This is a genomic window from Pseudomonas sp. PDM21 (genome assembly GCF_014852505.2).
Lineage (GTDB): Bacteria > Pseudomonadota > Gammaproteobacteria > Pseudomonadales > Pseudomonadaceae > Pseudomonas.
This window is the reverse complement of the sequence record NZ_CM181223.1, coordinates 2,414,939-2,435,018: the sequence shown is the minus strand read 5'-3', so window position 1 is coordinate 2,435,018 and position 20,080 is coordinate 2,414,939. Positions and strand designations below refer to the sequence as shown.

Annotated in this window: 16 protein-coding genes and 2 pseudogenes; 6 read left to right on the top strand and 12 right to left on the bottom strand. The window is 66.3% G+C overall.

Annotated elements, in window-relative coordinates; genetic code table 11:
• The first annotated feature begins 104 nt into the window (after positions 1 to 104).
• Entirely contained in the window at positions 105 to 1,037 is a 933-nt protein-coding gene (locus IB275_RS11555) for a LysR family transcriptional regulator (RefSeq protein WP_081516660.1), read from the top strand.
• A gap of 157 nt (positions 1,038 to 1,194) precedes the next feature.
• Here IB275_RS11555 and IB275_RS11550 read toward each other — a convergent pair whose 3' ends face one another.
• From IB275_RS11550 to IB275_RS11515, 8 genes and pseudogenes are all read right to left on the bottom strand, one after another.
• Positions 1,195 to 2,322, bottom strand: coding sequence for an acyl-CoA dehydrogenase family protein (locus IB275_RS11550; RefSeq protein ID WP_192295091.1), 1,128 nt, complete (start codon positions 2,320 to 2,322; stop codon positions 1,195 to 1,197).
• 10 nt (positions 2,323 to 2,332) lie between these two features.
• On the bottom strand, positions 2,333 to 3,517 hold the full coding sequence (locus tag IB275_RS11545) for an acetyl-CoA C-acyltransferase (RefSeq protein ID WP_192295090.1): 1,185 nt from the start codon (positions 3,515 to 3,517) through the stop codon (positions 2,333 to 2,335).
• 16 nt (positions 3,518 to 3,533) lie between these two features.
• The gene (locus tag IB275_RS11540; protein WP_192295089.1) at positions 3,534 to 4,304 is read right to left on the bottom strand and encodes a 3-hydroxyacyl-CoA dehydrogenase; all 771 of its coding nucleotides are present in this window, start codon (positions 4,302 to 4,304) and stop codon (positions 3,534 to 3,536) included.
• Between the two features lie 18 nt (positions 4,305 to 4,322).
• Positions 4,323 to 5,987 carry an acyl-CoA synthetase gene (locus tag IB275_RS11535; protein ID WP_192295088.1) on the bottom strand — a complete coding sequence of 555 codons (1,665 nt, stop codon included), beginning with the start codon at positions 5,985 to 5,987 and terminating at the stop codon, positions 4,323 to 4,325.
• Between the two features lie 396 nt (positions 5,988 to 6,383).
• Positions 6,384 to 6,896 (bottom strand): annotated as a pseudogene (locus IB275_RS11530) (methyl-accepting chemotaxis protein); the annotation flags it as partial.
• Between the two features lie 393 nt (positions 6,897 to 7,289).
• Positions 7,290 to 8,360, bottom strand: a pseudogene (locus IB275_RS11525) (PDC sensor domain-containing protein); the annotation flags it as partial.
• Positions 8,361 to 8,612: 252 nt separating this feature from the next.
• Positions 8,613 to 9,629, bottom strand: coding sequence for an AraC family transcriptional regulator (locus IB275_RS11520; RefSeq protein ID WP_192296308.1), 1,017 nt, complete (start codon positions 9,627 to 9,629; stop codon positions 8,613 to 8,615).
• A gap of 51 nt (positions 9,630 to 9,680) precedes the next feature.
• On the bottom strand, positions 9,681 to 11,360 hold the full coding sequence (locus IB275_RS11515) for an AMP-binding protein (protein ID WP_192296307.1): 1,680 nt from the start codon (positions 11,358 to 11,360) through the stop codon (positions 9,681 to 9,683).
• A 512-nt stretch (positions 11,361 to 11,872) separates the two neighbouring features.
• Between IB275_RS11515 and pbpG the strand changes: the two genes are divergently transcribed.
• From pbpG to IB275_RS11495, 4 genes are all read left to right on the top strand, one after another.
• The gene (pbpG, locus tag IB275_RS11510; protein ID WP_081516653.1) at positions 11,873 to 12,805 is read left to right on the top strand and encodes a D-alanyl-D-alanine endopeptidase; all 933 of its coding nucleotides are present in this window, start codon (positions 11,873 to 11,875) and stop codon (positions 12,803 to 12,805) included.
• A gap of 170 nt (positions 12,806 to 12,975) precedes the next feature.
• Entirely contained in the window at positions 12,976 to 13,515 is a 540-nt protein-coding gene (locus IB275_RS11505) for a PaaI family thioesterase (protein WP_405307889.1), read from the top strand.
• A gap of 12 nt (positions 13,516 to 13,527) precedes the next feature.
• On the top strand, positions 13,528 to 14,667 hold the full coding sequence (locus IB275_RS11500; RefSeq protein WP_192296312.1) for a thiolase family protein: 1,140 nt from the start codon (positions 13,528 to 13,530) through the stop codon (positions 14,665 to 14,667).
• A gap of 239 nt (positions 14,668 to 14,906) precedes the next feature.
• Complete coding sequence (locus IB275_RS11495) at positions 14,907 to 15,473, top strand: TetR/AcrR family transcriptional regulator (protein WP_192296306.1); 567 nt, start codon at positions 14,907 to 14,909, stop codon at positions 15,471 to 15,473.
• A 258-nt stretch (positions 15,474 to 15,731) separates the two neighbouring features.
• Here IB275_RS11495 and IB275_RS11490 read toward each other — a convergent pair whose 3' ends face one another.
• Positions 15,732 to 16,538, bottom strand: coding sequence for an SDR family NAD(P)-dependent oxidoreductase (locus tag IB275_RS11490; RefSeq protein ID WP_192296305.1), 807 nt, complete (start codon positions 16,536 to 16,538; stop codon positions 15,732 to 15,734).
• Between the two features lie 336 nt (positions 16,539 to 16,874).
• Between IB275_RS11490 and IB275_RS11485 the strand changes: the two genes are divergently transcribed.
• A complete protein-coding gene (locus tag IB275_RS11485) occupies positions 16,875 to 17,012 on the top strand; it encodes a PSPA7_2676 family Cys-rich small protein (protein ID WP_277873433.1) in 138 nt (45 codons plus the stop codon).
• A 66-nt stretch (positions 17,013 to 17,078) separates the two neighbouring features.
• On the opposite strand, the gene peaD is transcribed toward IB275_RS11485, so the two are convergent.
• From peaD to peaB, 3 genes are read right to left on the bottom strand one after another with little or no spacing between them, the layout of a single operon-like run.
• The gene (peaD, locus tag IB275_RS11480; protein WP_192296304.1) at positions 17,079 to 18,212 is read right to left on the bottom strand and encodes a quinohemoprotein amine dehydrogenase subunit beta; all 1,134 of its coding nucleotides are present in this window, start codon (positions 18,210 to 18,212) and stop codon (positions 17,079 to 17,081) included.
• Positions 18,213 to 18,256: 44 nt separating this feature from the next.
• Entirely contained in the window at positions 18,257 to 18,580 is a 324-nt protein-coding gene (qhpC, locus tag IB275_RS11475; RefSeq protein ID WP_015477047.1) for a quinohemoprotein amine dehydrogenase subunit gamma, read from the bottom strand.
• 1 nt (position 18,581) lies between these two features.
• Positions 18,582 to 20,012: a quinohemoprotein amine dehydrogenase maturation protein gene (gene peaB / locus IB275_RS11470; protein ID WP_138216214.1), complete on the bottom strand. Its 1,431-nt coding sequence runs from the start codon at positions 20,010 to 20,012 to the stop codon at positions 18,582 to 18,584.
• Positions 20,013 to 20,080: the final 68 nt, after the last annotated feature.

Below are 20,080 nucleotides of genomic sequence, written 5' to 3'. Positions count from 1 at the left end.
TACCCAGCCTATTATCCGAATCAATGAACATTCATAACCCGTATGGACCTGAGCGTTCGTTCGGGTATGATCGGCCGCAGAACAACTACAAGCGGAGCCCTGGAATGAACCTCAGCAAGGTCGATCTGAACCTGTTCATCGTCTTCGACGCGATCTACACGGAAGCCAACCTGACCCGCGCCGGACAGATAGTCGGCATTACCCAGCCGGCCGTGTCCAACGCCCTCGCCCGCCTGCGTGAAACCTTCAACGACCCGCTGTTCGTGCGGACCGCGCAGGGCATGGTGCCCACGCCGATGGCGCAGAACATCATCGGGCCGGTGCGCAACGCGCTGCAGTTGCTGCGCGTATCGGTGCAGGAGAGCCGTACCTTCACGCCGACCCAGGCGAGCAAGACCTACCGCATCAGCATGACCGACCTCACCGAGGCCATCGTCCTGCCGCCGCTGTTCCAGCGTCTGCGTCGCCTGGCGCCGAACGTGCACATCGAGAGCTTCCTCTCCAAGCGCCGCGAGACCACCAAGGAACTGGCCGCCGGCCGCCTGGACTTCGCCGTGGACGCGCCGCTGAACACCGACCCGCAGGTGCGCCACGTCAAGCTGATGGAAGACCGCTACGTCTGCGCCATGCGCCAGGGCCACCCACTGGCCAAGGACAAGCTGAGCCTGGACGAGTATCTGTCGGTGGCGCACATCCAGATTTCCAGCCGCCGCAGCGGCCTGGGCTATGTGGACCTGTCGCTGGGCAAGATGGGCCTGCAGCGCAAGATCGCCCTGCGCTCGCAGCACTACCTGATGGCCTCGACCGTGGTGCAGCAGACCGACATGGTGGTCACCGTCCCCGAGCGCTTCGCCCGCCACCACGGCCTGCATTTCGTCGACCTGCCGGTGAACGACGTGCCCAAGCTGGAAACCCACCTGTACTGGCACGAAAGCACCGACCAGGACCCGGCCAACCGCTGGATGCGCGAGCAGATCATCGAGCTGTGCCAGCAGGTGACGGCGCGAGAAGCGCGCGAGGCGGCAGAGCGCGCCTGATGCTTCGGGCGATACCCATCGATGGGTATCGCTTCGCTCCACGCCATCCTACGCTGGTGTGCCGGAGCTCGCTCCTACAGAAAAACAAGCCACCTGCAGACCCCGCCCTGCCGAAGTGCCTGTCCAACGAACAGGCCGGGGTCTGCCGGCGAACCCTTCAAAGACTCCGCGCGATCACCAGCCGCTGCACATCGCTGGTGCCTTCGTAGATCTGGCACACGCGCACATCGCGGTAGATGCGTTCCACCGGGTAGTCCTGCAGATAGCCATAGCCGCCGAGGGTCTGGATCGCTGCGGAACACACGCGCTCGGCCATTTCCGAGGCGAACAGCTTGGCCATGGAGGCTTCGGTCAGACACGGCAGGCCGGCTTCGCGCAGGCTGGCGGCGTGGTGGACCATCTGCCGGGCCACGGCTATTTCGGTAGCCATGTCGCTGAGGCGGAAAGCCACGGCCTGGTGCTGGATGATCGGCTTGCCGAAGGTCTCGCGCTCGTGGGCGTAGTCGCGGGCGTATTCGAAGGCTGCGCGGGCCATGCCGACTGCCTGCGAGGCGATGCCGATGCGCCCGCCCTCCAGGTTCGCCAGGGCGATGGCGTAGCCCTGCCCCTCCTCACCCAACCGATAGCTGGCCGGGATGCGCACGTCGTCGAAGGCGATCTGGCAGGTATCGGAGGCGTGCTGGCCGAGCTTGTCCTCAACGCGCACCACGCGGTAGCCGGGTGTGTCGGTGGGCACGATGAAGGCGCTGATGCCCTTCTTGCCCGCCGCCGCATCGGTCACCGCGAAGACGATCACGAGACCCGCGTGCTTGCCGGAAGTGATGAACTGCTTGCTGCCGTTCAGCACGTAGTGGTCGCCGTCGCGACGCGCACGGGTCTTCAGGAAGCTGGCGTCGGAGCCGGCCTGCGGCTCGGTCAGCGCAAAGGCGCCGATCATCTCGCCCCGTGCCAGCGGCACGAGGAACTGGCGCTTCTGCTCGTCATTGCCGAACTTGGCGATGGGCATGCAGCCCACCGAGTTGTGCACGCTCATGATGGTCGAGCAGGCGCCGTCGCCGGCGGCGATTTCCTCCAGGGCCATGGCATAGGCCAGGTGGCCGGTCTGCGCGCCGCCCCATTGCTCTGCCACCAGCATGCCGAGGAAGCCGAGGTCGGCCATTTCCTTGATGGCTTCGGCCGGGAAGCGGTGCTCGCGGTCCCAGTCGGCGGCGAAGGGTTTCAGCCGCTCCTGGGCGAATTGGCGGGCAACGTCGCGGATCTGGATATCTTCTTCGCTGGGAATCATCACTCGCTCCTTAGGCCAGACGCTCGACCGCGATGGCCGTGGCTTCGCCGCCACCGATGCACACCGAGGCCACGCCACGCTTGAGGTCGTACTGCTTGAGCGCCGACAACAGGGTCACGATCACCCGCGCGCCAGAGGCGCCTATGGGGTGGCCGAGGGCGCAGGCGCCGCCATGGACGTTGAGCTTGTCGTGGGGAATGTCCAGGTCGCGCATGGCGGCCATGGCGACCACGGCGAAGGCCTCGTTGACCTCGAACAGGTCAACGTCGCCCAGCGCCCAGCCGGTGCGCTGCATCAGGCGCTCGACCGCGCCCACGGGGGCGGTCGGGAACAGGTTCGGCGCGTCGGCGTAGGACGAATGCCCACGGATTGCCGCCAGCGGCGTCAGGCCACGCTTCTCGGCTTCGGACAGGCGCATCAGCACCAGCGCGGCGGCACCGTCGGAGATGGAACTGGCATTGGCCGCCGTCACGGTGCCGCCGTCGCGGAACGCCGGTTTCAGGGTCGGGATCTTGTCCAGCCTGGCCTTCGGCGGCTGCTCGTCTTCGCTGATGGCGCGCAGTTCCTTGCCGGCCTTCACAGTGACCGCGACGATCTCGTCCTTGAAGCGGCCTTCGCTCATGGCCTTCTGGGCGCGGGTCAGCGAGGTGATGGCGTAGTCGTCCTGCTGCTCGCGGGTGAAGCCGTACTTCTCGGCGCAATCCTCGGCGAAGGTGCCCATCAGGCGGCCCTTGTCGTAGGCATCCTCGAGGCCGTCGAAGAACATGTGGTCGAGCACCCGGCCGTGGCCCATGCGGTAGCCACTGCGGGCGCGATCCAGCAGGAACGGCGCGTTGGACATGCTCTCCATGCCGCCGGCCAGGGCGACGCGGGCGCTGCCGGCGAGGATGGCGTCGTGGGCCATCATCGCGGCCTTCATGCCCGAGCCACACATCTTGTTCACCGTGGAGCACGGCGTGCCGCGAGCAAGCCCCGCGCCCAGCACGGCCTGGCGCGCCGGCGCCTGGCCTTGCCCGGCGGCGAGCACGCAGCCGAGCACGGCTTCGTCCACTTCTTCGGCGCCCAGGCGGGCGCGTTCGACGGCCGCGCGGATCGCTGCCGCGCCGAGGGTGGCGGCGGTGACGTCCTTGAAGTCGCCGAGGAAGCCGCCCATGGGGGTACGGGTGGCGCTGACGATGACGATGGGATCGTTCATGACTCTGACCTCCTGCTTACTTCGCGGCCATGCGGATGGCGCCGTCGAGGCGGATGACTTCGCCGTTGAGCATGCTGTTCTCGATGATGTGGCGGGCCAGCGCGGCGTACTCGTCCGGACGACCGAGACGCGGCGGGAACGGCACGCTGGCGCCGAGGGAGTCGCGCACTTCCTGGGGCATGGCGGCCATCATCGGCGTCTCGAAGATGCCGGGGGCGATGGTCATCACGCGGATGCCCGAGCGCGCCAGTTCGCGGGCGATCGGCAGGGTCATGCCGACCACCGCGCTCTTGGACGCGGAGTACGCGGCCTGGCCTATCTGCCCGTCGAAGGCGGCCACCGAGGCGGTGTTGATGATGATGCCGCGTTCGCCACCAGCGTCCGGCTCGTTGCCGGCCATGGCTTCGGCAGCCAGGCGCAGCATGTTGAAGGTGCCGATCAGGTTGATGTTGATGGTGCGGGTGAAGCTTTCCAGTCCGTGCACGCCGTTGCGGCCGATGACCTTTTCCGCCGGGGCTACGCCTGCGCAGTTGGCCAGGCCGTGCAGCGCGCCGAAGGCGTCCAGCGCGAGTTGAACAGCGGCTTTGGCGTCCGCTTCGCTGCACACGTCGGTACGGATGAAGCGTGCATTCGCCTCGCCCAGCTCGGCGGCCTGGGCCGCGCCGGCTTCGGTGTTGACGTCGGCCAGCACCACCTTGGCGCCAGCGCTCACCAGCAGCTTCGCGGTGGCCGCGCCGAGGCCGGAACCGCCGCCGGTGATGAGGAATACCTTGTTCTGGATCTGCATGTAGTCTCTCCGCTGTACTTAGTGAGCCGCCGCTTTCTCGGCCGCTTCGCGTTGCTTGGCAATCTCCTGGTTGCGCAGGAGGAAGCGCTGGATCTTGCCGCTGGGGGTCTTGGGCAGTTCATCGACGAACTCCACTTCCCGCGGGTAGCTGTGCGCCGACAGTCGCTTGCGCACGTACTGTTGTAGTTCCTCGGCCAGTTCCGTGCCCGGCCGGTAGGACGAACAGAGCACCACGAAGGCCTTGACCAGTTCAGTGCGCTCCGGGTCCGGCTTGCCGATCACCGCCGCCTCGATCACCGCCGGGTGCTCGATCAGCGCGCTCTCCACGTCGAACGGGCCGACGCGGTAGCCGGAGGTGGTGATCAGGTCGTCGGCGCGGCCGACGAAGCTGATACTGCCGTCGGCGTTCAGCTCCACGGTGTCGCCGCTCAGGTAGTAGTCGCCGACGAAGGATTTGGTCTCCATGCCCTGGTAGCCGGCGAACCACATCAGCGGCGACTGGCGGCGGTCCATGGCCAGCACGCCGGGCTGGCCGGCGGGCAGTTCGTTGCCCTGCTCGTCCAGCACCACCACACGGTGGCCGGGGATGGAGAAGCCGGCAGCGCCCAGGTGCACCGGGTGCTGCAGTTCGTGGTGATTGGCCAGCACCATGCCCAGCTCGGTCTGGCCGTAGTGGTCATGGATGGTCACGCCCAGCTCGCTGGCGAACCAGCGGATCACTTCCGGAGTCAGCGGCTCGCCTGCGCTGCTCACTGCGCGCAGGCGACCCTTGAGCGGTTTGGACACGGCCTCGCCAGCGGCGATCAGCAGGCGGTACGCGGTGGGCGAACCGGCCAGGTTGGTGATGCCGTACTTGCGCACGATGCGGCAGGTGCTTTCCACCGTGAACGCGCCTTCGTAGAAGGTGATCGGGTGCCCCATGGCCAGCGGCCCGGTGACCCCGTAGTAGAGGCCGTAGGCCCAGCCCGGATCGGCGAGGTTCCAGAACGAGTCCTCCTCGCGCAGCCCCACCGCATCGCGCATGTAGCCGACGAAGGCGACGATGGCCTTGAGCGGCACGGCCAGCGGCTTGGCCAGCCCGGTGGTGCCGGAAGTGAACATCAGCAGGAAGGTGTCTTCGCCGCTGCGCAGCACCGGCTCGAACTCCGGCGAATGGCGCTCCAGTTCGGCCCAGAAGCTGTAGTCGCCATGGCGGATGCCCTGCCCCTTCGGACCGCCAACCGTCACCAGCAGAGGCGCGTCGGGCACCTCGTCGAGCTTGCCCCGGTTGGCGCCGTCGGTGACGACCACCTTGCTGCCGGCGAGCTTGACCCGGTGCTCGATGGCCTTGGGGCCGAAGGCGGTGAACAGCGGCTGGTAGACCGCGCCCAGGCGCCAGGTGCCGAGCACGGCGATCAGCAGCTCCGGGGTGCGCGGCAGCATGCCCGACACCACGTCGCCGGGGCGTACGCCGAGGCCGTGCAGGAAGCTGGCGAAGCGGCCGGAAAGCTCCTTGAGCTGGGTGAAGGTGTAGGAAGCGCTGTCGCCGTCCTTGCCCTCCCAGAACAGCGCGACGCGGCCAGGGAGGGCGTGGCGGTCGCAGCATTCGACACAGGCATTGAGGGCATCGAGGTTGCCGGCCAGGACGGCGTCGGCGGTGGCGCGGTAGTCGAACTCGGCCGTGGCGGAGGTATGGGAACGCATCGCAGAACTCCTGGGTTTGTTCTTGTCTGGAGTCCCCTGATGTTCCCGCCGCGCCGGCGCGCGGGCAATGTCGAAAGCCGCCAATCTGGATGAGCGGATTGGACAGCCATGGGTGAGGTTCTACGGTTGGGTAGGCGTCGCGCTTGATGGGTTGGGTGCCGTGCGGTTCGCGGGCACGGCCCGCTCCTACAGGGATGTTTCGGCGCTTGGGCGGGCCCTCACCCTAGCCCTCTCCCAGAGGGAGAGGGGACCGTTCGGAGCGCGATGAGGGATCAGAGCTCGCTGGTTATCAGCGGTGCAGGAAGAGCGACAAACTCGCCGAGTGCAGCAGACTGCCCCCTCTCCCTCCGGGAGAGGGTTGGGGTGAGGGGAAAGCCCGAGCACCGAAGGTCGGCATCAAACGCGGAACTGATCCATCAGCCCCTGCTGATGATTGGCCAGCTTGTTCAGCGACTGGCTGACCTGCGCCGATTCCTGCGCCTGGCTGGACAGCGATTCGGTGACGTCGCGGATGCCGGCCACATTGCGGTTGATCTCCTCGGCCACCGCGCTCTGTTCCTCGGCGGCGCTGGCGATCTGCAGGTTCATGTCGGTGATCACACCCACGGCGTCGCCAATGCGCTTCAGCGCGGCCACAGCCTGTTCGACCTGGTTCACGCTGTCCTGCGCCTGGCGGTGGCTATTGTTCATCGCGCCGACCACCTCGCGGGTGCCGTTCTGCAGGCCTTCGATGACCTGGCGGATTTCCTCTACCGAATCCTGGGTGCGCTTGGCGAGGTTGCGTACCTCGTCGGCGACCACCGCGAAGCCGCGCCCGGCCTCACCGGCGCGGGCCGCTTCGATGGCGGCATTGAGCGCCAGCAGGTTGGTTTGCTCGGCGATGCCGCGGATCACTTCCAGCACCGAGCCGATCTGCTCGCTGCTCGCTGCCAGCCCTTCCACCTGGCTCATGGCGCTGCTCATGTCGCTGGCCAGTTCGTCGATCAGGCGGGTGGTGTTGTCGATCACGCTGAGGCCATCGCGGGTCGCGCCGTCGGCGCCACGGGCGGCATCGGCGGCCATGGCGGCGCTGTTGGCGACGTCATGGGCGGTGGCGCTCATTTCCTGGGAGGCTGTGGCTACCTGGTCGACTTCGCGGAATTGCTGCTGCATGCCGGCGCTGGTCTGGCTGGCGATTTCCGAGGATTGGTCGGCAGTGGCGCGGGCGTCCTGCACCGAGGACTTCACGTCGCGGATGATCGGCTGCAGCTTGTCGAGGAAGCGGTTGAACCAGCCGGCCAGTTCACCCAGCTCGTCCTTGCCGCTGTAGTCCAGGCGTTTGGTCAGGTCGCCTTCGCCGCTGGCAATGTTGCGCAGCATGGCGGCGACGTTGAGGATCGGCCGGGTCACGCCGCGGGCGGTGAGCCACACCAGCAGCAGGCCGACGATGGCGGCGGCGAGGCCGAACAGGGTCTGCCACAGCGCGCCGCTGGAGTTGCGTTCATCCAGTCGCTTCTGCAGCTCCAGCGCCGGAGCCAGCAGCACGTCCTGCGGCACGTCGAGTACTACCGCCCAGGGCTTGGTGGCATCCGGGATCGGCAGCAGCGGCTCGAGCACGCGCAGCTGGCCGCCCTGCTCCAGCACCTGCGGACGACCGCCGGCCTGCAGGGACAACAGCTCGGCGGCCTGGTCGGGAATGGCCTTGGCCAGCGGCTGGCCGAGCAGCGCTTCGTCGCTGCTGTAACCGGCGAGCAGGCCTGCCGGGCTGACGATGCTGACGCTGCCGGCGCCGTCGTAGAGTTGGTTGTCGCCATCGACAGAGAGCTTCTGCAGGCGGCTGAGGCTGATGTCGATGCCGATCACGGCGATGACCTTGCCCTGGTCGATCAGCGGGAAGGTCACGGTGGTCATCAGCACCTTGGTGCCCGAGGCGCTGTCGAAATAGGGATTGAGCACGCAAGCCTTGCGGGTCTGCAGCGGGCACAGCTGCCAGGTGTTGAACGGGCTGCCGTCGAGCATCGCCGAGGTGTCGGCGATCATGTCCTCGGTCACTGCCAGGCCGGTCATCTCGCCGGAGGCCTTCTGCGCCCAATAGGCGCCGAAGCGGCCCTTCTCATTGCTGCCGGTGTCGGGCTGGTCATGGAAGGCAGCGTCCTGGCCGTCCAGCGCGTCGGGCTCGAAGACCACGTAGAGGCTGAGCAGGTTGGGGTTGCTCTTCAGACCATCGCGCACCAGCTGGTTGAGGTCCTTGCGCACGCTGGCGGCGTCCGCGCCGTGCTGGGTGGTCTGCTCGCGCAGCTGGGCGACCTGGCGGGAGAACTGGTTGCCGAAGTGGTAAACGTCGGTGAAGAAGCGCTGGATGATCTCCGCCTGCTGCTCGCTGCGCGCCTGCATCCGCGACTTGGCCGCGTCCTTGAGCATGTCCGCGTTGGCCGCCTTGATCAGCTGCGCATCATGGTTCATCCGGAACAGCGAGAGGCCGACCAGCAGGCAGACGATGCAGAGCAGGCAGAGGCCGGTCAGCAGCGTGATCTTCCACTGGATCGAGAGGCGGGACAGGGGCATGGTTGGCGTCCTTGAGCAACAAGCAATTCTTTGAGGTTTTATCGGCTTGTAAGGCGGCTACTTGAGCTGCGCCCTTAAATTTCAGGGCTCCTGGCGGATCAGCGCGCGGTACTGCCCGGGCGTCGATCCGGTCCATTTGCGGAAGGCCTTATAGAAGGCGCTGGTGTCGGCGAAACCCAGCTCCTCGGCCAGGTCGGCGAAGTTGCCGTCGTCGCTGTCCAGCCTGGCGATGGCGAGGTCACGGCGCAGCTGGTCCTTGAGCGCCTGGTAGGACTGCCCTTCGGCGGCGAGCTTGCGGCGCAACGTCGAGGGCGCCATGTAGAAGTGCCCGGCGAGGGCGTCGAGGTCCGGCCAGCGTTCGAACTTCAGGCTGCGCAAATAGGCCTTGGTGCGTGCGGCAAGACTCTGCGGGTCGCGGTAGCGCACCAGGATGTTCGCTGGCGCGCCACCGAGGAAACGCCGCAGCTCGCGCTCGTCACGGCGCACGGGGAGATCGAGCGCCTCGGCGTTGAACAGCAGGCGCGACTGGCGACGGGCGAAATTGAGGTTCTCGGTGAACATCACCCGGTAGTCGGCGATGAAGTCCGGCTGCGGGCAGCGCAGCTCGATGGCAAGCACCGGGATGCGCCGCCCCACCAGCCAGCAGGCCAGGCCGTGCAGCATCAGCCACAGGGTGAAGTAGCAGAAGGCGCGCGGCGCCGGGCCTTCGGGCTCATCGAGGACGATGGCGGCCAAGCCTTCCTGGCGAGTCAGGCGCGGGGTGAAGTCGTCGAACACCAGCCCCATGAAGCGCAGCGCGGCGTTCATCGCCGTCTCCAGGGTCGGCTCGCGGACGGCAGCGGCAGTCATGAAGTTGAAGCTGCCGGATTTCATCCGGCGGGCGTTCATGCCGAAGAACTCGTCGTCCATCTCCCTGGCCAGGCGCAGCCAGAGCCGCGCATAGGCCTGGCTGGAAACCCGCGCGTAGGGCTTGCCGAACAGCTCCGGGGCAATGCCGGCGGCGGCCAATAGCGCGCCGTCGTCGCGGCCGGCGCGACGAAACTCAGCCAGCGCTTCGCTGACCAGGCGGATGGAGATGGTGCCCTTTTCTACGCCCATGGCGCCCCGGCAGTCCGGGCACGCGCCAGGGCGCAGGCAGGCATCGGGCGATCAACCACGCTGGCTGCGCACCTCTTCGATGCTGATCTCGCGCATGCGGAACTTCTGGATCTTGCCGGTCACCGTCATCGGGAACTCGTCGCAGAAGCGGAAGTGGCGCGGCACCTTGAAGTGGGCGATGGCGTTCTTGCAGAAGGTCCGCAGCTCGTCTTCGGCGACGCTGTGGCCGGGGTGGAACTTGACCCAGGCCACCAGTTCCTCGCCGTACTTCTCGTCGGGGATGCCGATCACCTGGGCGTCGGCCACGGCGTGGTGGGTGTAGAGGAACTCCTCGATCTCGCGCGGATAGATGTTCTCGCCGCCGCGGATGATCATGTCCTTGCTGCGGCCGACGATACGAACGTTGCCGGCTTCGTCCATCTCGGCGAGGTCACCGGTGAGCATCCAGCGCGCCGGACTGATGGCCTCGGAAGTCGCCTGCGGGTTGTTCCAGTAGCCGAGCATCACGCTGTAGCCGCGGGTGCACAGTTCGCCGATGGTGCCGCGCGGGACGATGCGGCCGTCGGCGTCGATGATCTTGCTTTCCAGGTGCGGCTGGGTGCGGCCCACGGTGGTGACGCGGGTTTCCAGGTCGTCTTCCGGGCCGGTCTGCAGCGACACCGGGCTGGTCTCGGTCATACCGTAGGCGATCTGCACTTCGGCCATGTGCATCTCGTCGATAACCCGGCGCATCACCTCGATCGGGCAGGTGGCGCCGGCCATGATCCCGGTGCGCAGGCTCGACAGATCGAAGTCGCGGCGGGTCGGGTGGTCCAGCTCGGCGATGAACATGGTGGGCACGCCGTACAGCGCGGTGGCCTTCTCTTCCGCCACTGCCGCCAGGGTCGCCTCGGGCTCGAAGCTGGGCGCGGGGTAGATCATGGTGGAGCCGTGGGTCAGGCAGCCGAGGTTGCCCATCACCATGCCGAAGCAGTGGTACAGCGGCACCGGGATCACCAGGCGGTCGTGCTCGGTGAGGCCGAGGCTGTCGCCGACCATCAAGCCGTTGTTGAGGATGTTGTAGTGGCTGAGCGTGGCGCCCTTGGGGAAGCCGGTGGTGCCGGAGGTGTACTGGATGTTGATCGGCTCGTCGAACTGCAGCAGCGCCTGGCGCTCGGTGAGTTCGGCGGCGGCGATGCCACGACCCAGCGGCTCCAGCTGACTCCAGCGCAGGAAGCCGGCGGGCGCGGTATCGGACAGGCTGATCACCCCGCGCAGCTCCGGCAGACGATCACTGGACAGCTCGCCCGGTCGCCCCTGCCCCAGCTCGGGCAGCAGGTCGGCGAGCATGCCGTGGTAATCGGAGGACTTGAAGGCGTCGGCGCACACCAGCCAGCGGCAGCCGGATTGCTTGAGAGCGTATTCGAGTTCGTTCACCCGGTAGGCCGGGTTGATGTTGACCAGCACGGCGCCGACCTTGGCGCTGGCGAACTGGGTGACGCACCACTGCGCGCAGTTGGGCGCCCAGATCCCCAGGCGGTCGCCGGGACGCAGGCCGAGGGCGAGGAAAGCACGGGCGATGCCATTGACCACTTCGGCCAGCTCGGCCCAGGTGTAGCGCAGGTTCTGGTGACGCACGACCAGCGCCTCGCGCGCGGCGAAACGCTCGACGGTGGCGTCGAAGGCAGCGCCGACAGTCATGGCCAGCAGGGATTTGTCCTGCGGGCCGCGGGTGTAACTCAGGTGGTTCATGGCTTTCCCTTGTTGTGCTTGTTCTGGGATCAACACTGAACGATCGGTTCGGGCAGCGACGCAGAGCGTCGGGAACCGCGCTTACTTACCGGCAGCCGCGCGGCTGACTGGCCGGTCGCGGGCTGCGGAACATGTTTACGTTAACGTAAAGGTAAACGCAACCCCGACCATCGACAGCGCAGCAGGCCGGGCGCCTCCGCTCATTGCAGGATAGCCACTCACAAAGCGTGCCATCCGGCCTGAACGCCATATGCAGCGCGGCTTTGAGAAGGTTTTCAGTCGTTCGGGGGGAAGCCGTCCCGGTTGCATTTCGCAACAGCTCGGGCAAGCTTCCGCGCCGCGACTGCCAGCACGGCGCACGGCCTCTGCGCAGCGGGCGGCGCCACGTCTCAATCTGTCGCAATCTGAGACGCCCCGCGCCGCGTGCGCTATGACGGACCTTGCATTAGAATTCGCCGAAAATGCCTACATGGATGTAGATACATTCCCACTCACGCTTGCGAATCCCGTCCATGACTAGTCGTCGTTCGATACTGAGCCTGCTGTTTGCCTGTGCCGCTGTTGTCTGTTCATCGAACACCTTCGCCGCCTCCCCCGCCAAGGCAGCTTCCCCCAAGGAGCTGGTGCTCGCTTCCGGCAGCGCCCTGGTGGTCGATCTGGAGAACGGCAAGACCCTCTACTCCAGCAATCCCAACCTGGTAGTACCCATCGCCTCGGTGACCAAGCTGATGACCGCCATGGTCACGCTGGACGCCAAGCTGCCGATGAACGAACTGATCCCCGTGGACATCTCCGAGACCGCCGAGATGAAGGGCGTGTTTTCCCGCGTCCATCTGGGCAGCATGATCAGCCGCCAGAACATGCTGCTGCTGGCCCTGATGTCCTCGGAAAACCGCGCCGCCGCCAGCCTCGCCCACAACTATCCGGGCGGCTCAAAGGCCTTCGTCGCGGCGATGAACGCCAAGGCGAAATCCCTCGGCATGACCAGCACCCATTACGTCGAGCCCACCGGTCTGTCGATCCACAACGTCTCTGACGCCAATGACCTGATCCGCCTGGCCAAGGCCGCCTACACCTACCCGCAGATCCGCCAGCTGAGCACCACGGCGACCAGCGACGCGCGCTTCAGCAAGCCCAGCTACTCGCTGAGCTTTTTCAACACCAACCCGCTGGTGCGCAACGGCAAGTGGGACATCCGCCTGACCAAGACCGGCTTCACCAACGACGCCGGCCACTGCCTGGTGATGGTCACCATGATGAACGGCCGCCCGGTCGCCCTGGCCCTGCTCGATGCCTTCGGCAAGCGCACCCATGTGGCCGACGCCGGCCGCATCCGCCGCTGGGTGGAAACCGGTGTCGCCTCGCCGGTGCCCGCCGTCGCCCTGCAGTACAAGGCCCAGCGCAGCCAGGCGCGTGCAGCCAACATCACGGCCACCGCCGAGTAAGCCCCTCCCCGCGCTGGCGGAGCCCACTCCGCCAGCCGCGCTTTTTCTCCCCTCCCCCTCCTCTCGCACTGTCGTTTCAGCCCTGCTGGATGGCGCTTCCGTCACTTATATGCAGATCATCATTCAATGATAGTATGACGACCGTAATATTTGATTGCCGGAGCCTTGCGATGACCGAACTGACACTCACCCGTGAACAGAAGATTGCCGCCTGGGAAGCGGCGGCTGCGCAGATGCGCCAGCGCCTGGCCGAGCCCGGCGTGGTTTCGCTGCAGGAATTGCGCGGCAAGACGCCCCAGGAGTTCTTCGACGGCATTGGCGCCGGCGAACTGCCGGCCCCACCGATCAATGCGCTGATCGGCTTCGTCCCGCTGGAATGGGGCCAGGGTCGCTTCATCTTCCAGGGCACCCCGGACATGCGTCACTACAACCCGCTGGGCAGCGTGCATGGCGGCTACGCGGCGACGCTGCTGGACTCGGCCATGGGCTGCGCGGTGCACACCATGCTCGAACCGGGACTGGGCTACACCACCACCGACCTGCGCATCAGCTACATCCGCGCACTGACCCGCGATACCGGGCCGATCCGCGCCGAAGGCACCCTGGTGCACATTGGCCGCTCCACCGCCCTGGCCGAAGGCCGCCTCTACGACGTGGACGGCCGGCTCTACGCCACCGGCTCCACCACCTGCCTGATCCTCGGGCGCTGAACCCTCAGGAGACTGACCATGACTTCCGTCGTCATCGCGGGTTATGCCCGCTCCCCGTTCCACTTCGCGAAAAAAGGCGCGCTGATCGACGTGCGCCCGGACGACCTCGCCGCGCAGACGGTCAAGGGGCTGGTCGCCCGCAGCGGCGTCGACGCCCGGCTGATCGAAGACCTGATCATGGGCTGCGCCTACCCCGAGGCCGAACAGGGCATGAACCTGGCGCGCATCACTGGCTTCCTCGCCGGCCTGCCGGAAACCGTGGCCGGCGCCACGGTGAACCGCTTCTGCGGCTCGTCCATGACCTCCATCCACTTCGCCGCCGGGCAGATCCAGCTCGGCGCCGGGGATGCTTTCATCTGCGCGGGCGTGGAGTCCATGACCCGCGTGCCCATGGGCGGCTTCAACCTCTCGCCCAACCCGCGCCTGCTGGCGGAATTCCCCCAGGCCTACATGCCCATGGGACAGACCGCCGAGCTAGTCGCCGAGCGCTTCGGCATCTCCCGCGCGGACCAGGAAGCCATGGCCGTGGACTCCCACGCCAAGGCCGCCCATGCCCGCGAGCAGGGCCTGCTGGCGGCGGAGATCGTGCCCATCGACACGCCCAATGGGGTGGTCAGCGAGGACGGCTGCATCCGCCCCGGCACCAACCTGGAGGCACTGGCGCAGCTCAAGCCGGCCTTCGGCGGCAGCGTCACCGCGGGCACCGCCTCGCCGCTCACCGATGGCGCCGCGGCCGTTCTGGTGTGCAGCGAGGACTTCGCCCGCGCCAACGGGCTGGACATCCTGGCGCGGGTAAAAGCCGTCGCGGTGGTCGGCTGCCCGCCGGAAATCATGGGCATGGGCCCGCTCTACGCAACCCGCAAACTGCTCGACCGCACTGGACTGCGCATGGCCGACATCGACCTGGTGGAGATCAACGAGGCCTTCTCCAGCCAGGCACTGGCCTGCCTGCGCGGGCTGGAGCTGGATAGCGACCGGGTCAACCTGCACGGCGGTGCCCTGGCCATCGGCCACCCGCTGGGCGCCACCGGCGCTCGCATCACCGGCAAGGCGGCAGCGCTGCTGAAGGAAACCGGCGGGCGCTACGCCATCGCCACCCAGTGCATCGGCGGTGGCCAGGGCGTGGCGACCTTGCTCGAAGCCGTTCGCTGATCTTCATGCCCGTAGGGCGCATAACGCGCCAACGTTATGCGCCGCAAATCTGCCGGCGGATAACCTGTGCCAGGTTATGCGCCCTACGGTGCTGATGATTCCCCTGTAGGAGCGCGCCATGCGCGCAATCGCGGGCACGGCCCGTTCCTACAGGTTAAATCCATGCCCCGAATCACCTCCCCTCGCCCTCCCTGCGTTAGAATGACATCCAGCATTCCATGATCCGCAGGAGACCGGTCATGCGTTACTCCGAAGACCACAAGGCCCAGACCCGCGAACGCATCATCAACGAGGCGGCGCAGCGCTTCCGCAGCGAGGGCGTGGACGCCACCGGCCTGCAGACGCTGATGAAGGCGCTGGGCCTGACCCACGGCGGCTTCTACGCGCACTTCAAGTCCAAGGACGAGCTGGTGGAGATCGCCCTGCAGCAGGCCGCCGAGCAGCTGCGCCCGGTCGTCGACCAGCAGTTCGAAAAGGCCGAGCCGCTGCCCGGCTTCATCGACCAGTACCTCTCCCCCGGCCACCGCAATGCGCCCGGCAAGGGCTGCCCGCTGCCGACCATCTCGGCCGAGCTGGGCGCGCGCGGCCATGCCAGCGCCACCACCGACGCCATCGTCCAGGCACGCATCGACGCCATCGAAAAGGCACTGCCCAGCGAGCATGCCGAGGATGAGAGCGTGGCCATGCTCGCCACCCTGATCGGCGCGCTGGTGCTATCGCGCAGCGTGGCCGATCCGGAGATGTCTGACCGCATCCTGGAGAGCACCCGCCGGCACCTGAAACGCGAGATCGGCGCGGCGGAGTGAGGCGCTTTTGTAGGGGGCATAACGCGCCAGCGTCATCCGCCGTTCAAGGGCCGGCGGATAACCTGTTCCAGGTTATTCGCCCTACGCTCCTGCGCATTCCCCTCACCCTAACCCTCTCCCAGGGGGAGAGGGTTAGGGTGAGGGCCAATCCGAGCGCGGATGCTCATCCCGAGCGGCCATGACCCGCTCCCACGAAAGCCGCGCATAAAAAAGCCCCGGCGCAAGGCCGGGGCAAGCTTTTCGCCACTCAGTTATCGATCAAGCCACCGCCACGCCATAGCGCTGTGCCGGGGCGCTGCGCGACAGGTTCGGCGCCATCTTCAGGCGCGCGGCAGTAAAGGCTTCGAATTCGCCCGCATCCGGCAGCGCCGGCAGGGTCACCACTTCACCCTGGGCCAGGCCGGCCAGCGCGGCGTCGACCATGTGGTTCACGTCCATCAGCATCTCCGCCGGCAGTGCGGAGATGTCAGTGCCGGCGCGGTCCCAGATTTCGGTGCGGGTGGCGCCCGGCAGCACGGCTTGGATGCGCAGGCCCAGCGGCGCCAGTTCCTGCTGCATGGATTGGGTCAGGTTGAGCACGAAGGCCTTGGTGGCGCTGTAGCTGCCATTGAACAGTTCCGGCGCCAACGCCAGCACCGAGGCCACGTTGATGATGGTGCCGCGGCCACGCCCGGCGAAAGCCTTGGCAGCAGCGCCAGCCAGGCGCGCGGTGGCGATGACGTTCAGCTCGATCATGCTTTCCAGGCGGTCCAGGTCGGTTTCCAGCAGGGTGCCGTTGATCGCAACGCCGGCGTTGTTCAACAGCAGGCTGAGACTCGTATCCTCGGCCAGGCGGGCCTCGATACGGGCGCGGTCTTCGCGACGGGTCAGATCGGCCTTCAGCACATCCACCGAGACGCCGTATTCCTCACTGAGGCGCGCGGCCAGGGCGTCCAGGCGTTGCTGGTCGCGGGCCACCAGCAGCAGGTCGTAGCCCTGCGCGGCGAGGCGCTGCGCGTAGGTGGCGCCGATGCCGGAAGAAGCACCGGTGATCAGTGCGCGGCCCAGTTCGGATTTGGCATTCATGGTTCTTGCTCCAGGGAGGCGGTTGCCCCGCTTGCAGGATTGAGTGGGCCGGGTGGCCGTCTGGAATGTCCGGCCACTGGAATGATGGCCGTCATCTGAAGGTTAATATTATGCTTATAATATTATCTGTCAAGATCTGCCATGCGGTGCTGACGAACGGCCAGGGAGTCGCTGGCAAGCCTTGCGGGGCGGGCGCCGGGTGCCATCCGGCAGTTTAGGTTGCCCATTCCAGAGAGCTCGCGACAGGCTCGCTGGGTCTCCATACAAGAACAATCCCGGAGCGTCACCTGCACCCTGCTGCCTGTCTATGCACCGGAGCGATCCGGAGGAGGACACATGCGATTGCGCTGCTTTTTCCTGGGATGTGTTTGGGATGAAGGGAATCTGACCGAAGTCGGCCGCGTGCCGATGCTCTGCCAGCGCTGTGCGCGCTGCGGTGCGCAGCGGTACCTCAGTCCCGAACCGGAAATTTGAAGTCGGCCCAAAGAAAATGCCCGGAGCACGTTCGTGCTCCGGGCATGGGGTGCTGCTCGATAAGGATCAGTTGGCCACGAACGCCTGGCTGGTGGTGATCGCCATGTCGCCGCCGGGCAGCTTCAGATCGCCGATGCGCTCCAGGCTGTCAGCATCGAAGATCGCCACGTCGTTCAGGGTGCCGGTCAGGTACAGCTTGTTGCCGGCCTTGTTGGTCGACAGGCAGTAGTAGGAGTGGTCCAGGTTCGCCGCCTTGACCAGTTTCTGCTCCTTGATGTCGTACTTGGCCAGTCGATTCAGCACGCCGTAGACGATATTGCGGTCCTTGGCCGAGCGGATGCCGCTGAAGTACACCTCGGTGACCGGGCCGAAATCGACGGTTTCGGTCTTGCCGGTGGCCAGATCGATGTTGAAGAAGCCATAGAGGAAGTCGGCCGTGGCCATGTCCTGCTTGGCGTCCTTGAACTTCGCCGTGGTGTAGAGCAGCGAGAAGTCACGCGGGTAGGTCTGCTGGTTCCACACGTAGAGCACATCTGGCGGCGCGTAGTTGGGGCGCTTCCAGTTGCGGCTGGGGATCACCACGTCGAACTTGCCGGTCTTCACGTCCACCTTGTAGATGTCCGGGCCCGCCACGTAGAGGGTGCCGTCGTCGCCGCTCTGCATGATGGTCAGCTGGCGCGGCGCCAGGAAGGTGCGCACCGGCTTGGCGTCCATGCCGTCCGCAACGGAATACACCTGCAGGCGCGGCTGCTGCACCTCGTAGTGCTCGGCAAGGATCAGCGTCGGGTTGGCGATGGCGTAGATCTCCTTGCCGTCATGGCTGACGGTCATGGAGAACATCGCCCGCGCGTTCTCGCCCGGTTTCTGCGCGATGGTGGCGTGGAACACCGGTTTGCAGTCATCGAGCTGGATGCCGTAGATGTCCGCATAGTGGTTGCTGAGGATGTAGACGGTCTTGCGGTCCGGCGACAGCTGGGTCATGCCCGGGCCGTAGGCGCCGGGGATGGTGCAGGTCTTGAACAGCTTGTCGGTCTGCATGTCGATGACGTGCAGGTTGTTCGGATAGTTGGTGCTGATCAGGTACTCGTGGCCACTTTCCAGCGCTTTGCTCACGTCTGCGCCGGCGTCGGCGGCTACAGCTTGCAGCGCGCAGGCCAGCGAGAGGCCGCCGAGGGCGGCGGCGAATGCTTTTCTGGACATGCAGGTTTTCCTCTTGTTCTTCTGTCCCATATGTTTCAGGGCGATCATTTGTCGTCCGGGAATACGGTGCCGAGGTTGCGCCAGTTCTCGGCCGAGGCCTGCGCATCCTTGTTCCAGTCGGGGTAGGTGCTCATCATGTCCGGCACCTGGGCCGGCCACCAGCAAGGATCGGAGCAGCCGTAGAGGTCCGCTTCCATCGGCTGGCAGAGCGAGGACACGCCGCCGAACACGTCGACTTCCCAGCCCGGGTCGGTGGTCGCCGCGCAGCCGGCCACGGAGTTCATCGCCACCACGTCCTCGATGCGATCCTCGGCGGCGGCCTGTTCGAGCTTCTGTGCTTTGGTGTTGATCGCTTTCAGATGTTTCATGTCAGTGCGCCTTCCGCGGAGTGATGTGGCGGTCGATGAAGCTGGGGTTGGAAGCCATGATCCGGCTGTAGACCTCGATGCCGAAATCGACCCAGTCCCTCATCAGTTCGCAGTAGTGGTAGGTGGGGTGCGCCGGGTCGCCGTAGCGCGCGTAGCTCTCGTGGTAGCAGCCGCCGGAGCAGAGGTTGCGGATGTGGCAGCTGGCGCAGCCGGTGTCGGTGCGGTCCAGGCGCTGCGAGAGGAACTCGTTCAGCTCGGCCTGCTTCACCCCTTCATGCACGTTGCCGAAGGTCGGCAGCGAAGAACCGGTGAAGCGGTGGCACAGGTTCAGCTCGCCCTTGTGGTCCACCGCCAGCATCTTCAGGCCGGCGCCGCACGGCAGGGCCTTCTTCTGCCCTTCGTGGATGTCGGTGATCAGCTGGTGCAGGTTGGAGAAGCCGATGTTGCGCCCTTCCAGCGCCTCGTCCAGGTAGCGGCGACCGAGGGCCTTCATGCCGGCGAAGACAGCCTTCAGCTCATCGGTGGTGAGGTTGTAGCTGCTGATGTCGCCCGAGGTGACCGGGGCAAAACCGACTTCGGCGAAACCCATCTCGTTGAACAGGTGATTCCAGATGGTCTCGACGTCGGTGACGCCGGTGGTCAGGGTCACCCGTGCGCCCACCGGCCGCGCGGTGTAGCGCGACAGCAGCATGTCGGCCTTGCGCCGCACCACGTCATAGGTGCCCTGCCCGCCCACGGTGATGCGGTTGCGGTCGTGCACCGTCTTCGGCCCGTCGATGCTGATGGACAGCCCGAAGCGATGGGCATTGAGCCAGTCGACGATTTCCTCGGTGAGCAGCGTGGCGTTGGTGGTCATGACGAAGTCCACGGTCTTGCCCAGCTCGCCGAACCGGCGCTCGCAGTACGCGACCATGTGCTCGATCAGCGGGCGGTTGGACAGCGGTTCGCCGCCGAAGAACACCACGGTGTAGCGCTGCTCGTCGGGGGATTCCTGGATCAGCATTTCCACCGAGGCCTCGGCGGTTTCCGCGCCCATCTTCTTGCCAGCGGAGGGCTTGTCCAGGTCTTCCTTGTAGCAGTAGGTGCAGCTGAGGTTGCAGCCGGTATTGACGTTCAGCACCACGGTGTTGAGCGCGGTGCGGTCAACTTTCTTGATGCCGATTTCAGGGGTCAGCGGCGAGCCGTCGCTGACCAGTTCCAGCGCGATCAGCTCGCGCAGGGTCTCGTCGATATCCTCGGCGGCGAAGCGGCCACTCAGACGCTGGGTCAGCTCGTCCGGCGAACAGGCATGCCCGCGCAGCGCGTCGATGATCCCGCCGGTCAGCTCGTCGCTGGCGAACAGCGAGGAGCTGGGGATGTGGAACAACAGGCGGTCGGCGTCGACCTGCACTTCATGCAGGTTGCGTTCGACCAGATTCAAGATGGCGCCCATGGCGACCTCCCGGAACTTGCTTGGTACGCCCGCCCGCAGGCGGGGCTCATGCGTTCAGTTCATCCGAT